The organism is Oryzifoliimicrobium ureilyticum, from assembly GCF_037199735.1.
Classification (GTDB): Bacteria; Pseudomonadota; Alphaproteobacteria; order Rhizobiales; family Rhizobiaceae; genus Rhizobium; species Rhizobium ureilyticus.
In genome coordinates this window covers 1-2,546 of record NZ_JBBBVQ010000060.1, presented here as the reverse complement: position 1 = coordinate 2,546, position 2,546 = coordinate 1, and the positions used below count along the sequence as shown (strand labels likewise).

The following is a 2,546-nucleotide window of genomic DNA, read 5'->3' as shown; positions in this document are numbered from 1 at the left end:
CGTCCCATGGCGTCTCGTCCTGCCGCTCCGGCACCCGTCAAGGCGGCCACGCCCACGGCTCGTCCGGTCTCGTCACCGGCCCGCTCGCTGCGCTCCAAGCTTGCCGGCGCCTTCGGCGGCGCTGGAGCAACCTCTGCGGCAGCAGCAGCACCGGCCGCCCCGGCAGGCGACCAGAACTGGGAAGAGTTTTAAGGGCGTATTTTCCCGAGGTGGAATTTTCGTCAGGTCGACAAGGCCGTCCGTGCTGGTAACGGGCGGCCTTGTTCGCTTTTGATGAAAAGCAGCGATCTTTTGTCGGAAATGGGGTGGATTAGGACGGTCGATTTGCTAAATATAGGTCGATAGCGTGTGCTGCGTGCGCTACGGGTAATCCGAAATATACGGAGACTTCGATCAACCTCTCACCAGGGAGCGCGAACCCATGTCTTCGACAGTATCAAAGCGCCGTCTTACATCCACTCTCCGCCATTTCCTCGACAACGAGGCATCGGGCGGGCTTGTGCTGATGGCTGTGGCCGTTCTTGCCATCATCGTGGCAAATTCCCCATTGGCCGAAGACTACTTCCACGGGCTGCACGTTTACATCGGTCCGCTTAGCCTTCTGCACTGGATCAACGATGCCCTCATGGCGGTGTTCTTCCTGCTGGTCGGCCTCGAAATCAAGCGGGAAATGCTTGACGGACAATTGTCGACCTGGAGCCGGCGCATTTTGCCGGGTGCTGCCGCGCTTGGCGGCATGGTCGCGCCAGCCTTGATTTACGTCTTGCTGAATTGGTCAAATCCCGCTGCAGTGCGCGGCTGGGCAATTCCGACAGCAACCGATATCGCCTTTGCCCTCGGCGTGATTTCGCTTCTCGGCAAGCGCGTTCCCACTTCGCTTAAGATCTTCCTTGCGGCTCTTGCGATCATCGATGACCTCGGCGCCGTCATCGTGATCGCACTGTTTTACACCGCCAATCTCAATCTTCTGGCGCTGGCTGGCGCAGCCGTCGTCATCGCGGCGCTCACCCTGATCAACCGAATAGGCGTGAAAACAGTTTGGCCGTATCTCCTTCTTGGCGCCATTCTTTGGGTGTGCGTTTTTGCATCGGGCATCCATGCAACGCTCGCCGGCGTCATGCTGGCGCTGACCATCCCCTTGAAGACATCGCCGGGCGCGCCTGAAGCGTCCCATGCCGAATCTCCGCTGCATAAGCTGGAGCATGCGCTGCATAAGCCCGTTGCGTTCGTCATCGTGCCCATTTTTGGCTTTGCCAATGCCGGGGTGTCTTTTGCCGGCCTTTCGCTCGATCTTTTCACAGAGCCATTGACCATGGGCGTGGCGCTCGGTCTGGTGCTGGGTAAGCTCATCGGCGTTCTCGGCACGGTCGCAGTGCTCGTGAAGCTGGGTTATGCCCACCTTCCTGTTCAGGCAAGCTGGGGCCAGATGGTTGGCACCGCCTTCCTTTGCGGCATAGGCTTTACGATGTCGCTCTTCATCGGGCTGCTTGCTTTCGACGATCCTCAAGTTCAGGATCATATCAAGATCGGCATTCTGCTCGGTTCGGTGCTGTCTGGTCTTCTTGGGACAATTTGCTTGCTGAGCTCCGACAGGCGGCTGCGCGCACCGCCCATCCCGGTACCATGACCTTTGAAAAGGTTGAGAGAGTCACCCCTCTCGACCTCATCCAATTCCCGCCTAGAGGCTCGGGCAAGCGCGTTTATCATGTCGTGTCCGTACGGTTTCGACGCATCGGGATTAACCTCTTTTATAGCTTCATTCGCTAATAAAGATGAACACGACGGGTGTGCGATTTGTCGGTGCCGATCAACTGCAGTGTGATCGACAGCATGATGCTGGAACCCGTAAAGCCGCGTTTTCCGCAAATATGCTTATATGATGCTTCGGGGGCAGCAACAGATGTCATTTCTCCAGAATGCCAAAATCCGTACAAAGATCCTCGCGCTTATTGTCCCGCTTTCCGTGGTCGCCATAATCGGCGTCGTTTTGATGGCGCAGAACTACAAGTCTGCAGACAACGATTATTCTGATCTTTTGGCGATGGATGATGTTGCAACCATCTCGATGGCGCGCGCCAGCCAGAGCATCGTCGGCTTGAGCTACAACGCCTATCAGGTGCTGGCCTACAGCTCGAAAGACCCTGAGATGGCGGGCTTTGTGCAAAATTACGATATGAATAAAAAAGAGCTCCTCAATCTCCTTGCGGACGCCAAGGAGCATGCGCAGGAAAATGCAGCCAGCGTTGATCCTTTGATGGATCAGGCCAAAGCAATTATTGCGATTACCGATCAAGCCGTTAAGGCCGGGCAGGTTGATGACAATACGACATCGCAAACCCTATTGAAGCAGGCCGATAGTAAGATAGATGCCGAAGTTCGGGCGATCCGTGCATGGATCAAGAGTTCGATCGACAGCGTGCAAGTGCAGAGCGACGCACTGACCGACAACACGAACAACACGATCCTTTACACGCTGTCGGTGCTCGGCACCGTCTTTGTGCTGGCGCTGATCGCTGCGCTCTTCGTCGTCAGCCGCGGCATCGTTG

2 protein-coding genes and 1 pseudogene are annotated in these 2,546 nt (G+C 56.6%); all 3 read left to right on the top strand.

Going from position 1 to position 2,546, the window contains the following annotated elements:
* A partial coding sequence (locus tag VQ830_RS28560; RefSeq protein ID WP_337271521.1) for a hypothetical protein occupies positions 1-192 on the top strand: 192 nt, incomplete at its 5' end.
* A gap of 229 nt (positions 193-421) precedes the next feature.
* Positions 422-1,627 (top strand): Na+/H+ antiporter NhaA, encoded by a 1,206-nt coding sequence (nhaA, locus tag VQ830_RS28555; protein ID WP_337271520.1) that lies wholly within the window; start codon positions 422-424, stop codon positions 1,625-1,627.
* A gap of 273 nt (positions 1,628-1,900) precedes the next feature.
* A pseudogene (locus VQ830_RS28550) lies at positions 1,901-2,546 on the top strand (methyl-accepting chemotaxis protein); the annotation flags it as partial.